Origin of the sequence: Gluconobacter sp. P1D12_c (assembly GCF_018812105.1) — a bacterium.
In the GTDB taxonomy this organism is placed as follows: domain Bacteria; phylum Pseudomonadota; class Alphaproteobacteria; order Acetobacterales; family Acetobacteraceae; genus Gluconobacter; species Gluconobacter oxydans_A.
In genome coordinates this window covers 1-359 of sequence record NZ_JACSIQ010000871.1, presented here as the reverse complement: position 1 = coordinate 359, position 359 = coordinate 1, and the positions used below count along the sequence as shown (strand labels likewise).

The 359-nt window shown below is 49.3% G+C and carries 1 protein-coding gene; it reads right to left on the bottom strand.

All coding sequences use genetic code 11. The annotated features are described in order from the left end of the window. Nucleotides 1–359, bottom strand: a 359-nt coding sequence (locus KP705_RS19580) for a hypothetical protein (protein ID WP_215765518.1), incomplete at both ends; no start/stop codon positions are given.

Below are 359 nucleotides of genomic sequence, written 5' to 3'. Positions count from 1 at the left end.
GGAAGCAATCAGAGAGCTTGCGTGTCCATTTCCTATGCTCCGCCTTGAGGTCATCATATATGCGGACGTTCTCACCGCAGGTGATAACCATGTACCGCAGATACTTCCCCTTATTCGGGAGAATGTTATCAATCCAATAGGTCAGCTCACTCCTCAACTGGCGACGCTCAGCAACAGCAACAGCAGGAATGAACCTGATATGCCTAAACTGTTCATCCATCTGCTTAGCTAATCCAGACAGCAAACCCACCTTGAAAAAGGTGCGATCCTGCTTCTTACGCATAGACGGAATCCCCAGACCATCAAGCCTGTCAGCAATGCGATCAGATTGAAGCCTTATGGCCTCATCCCTGCCAATG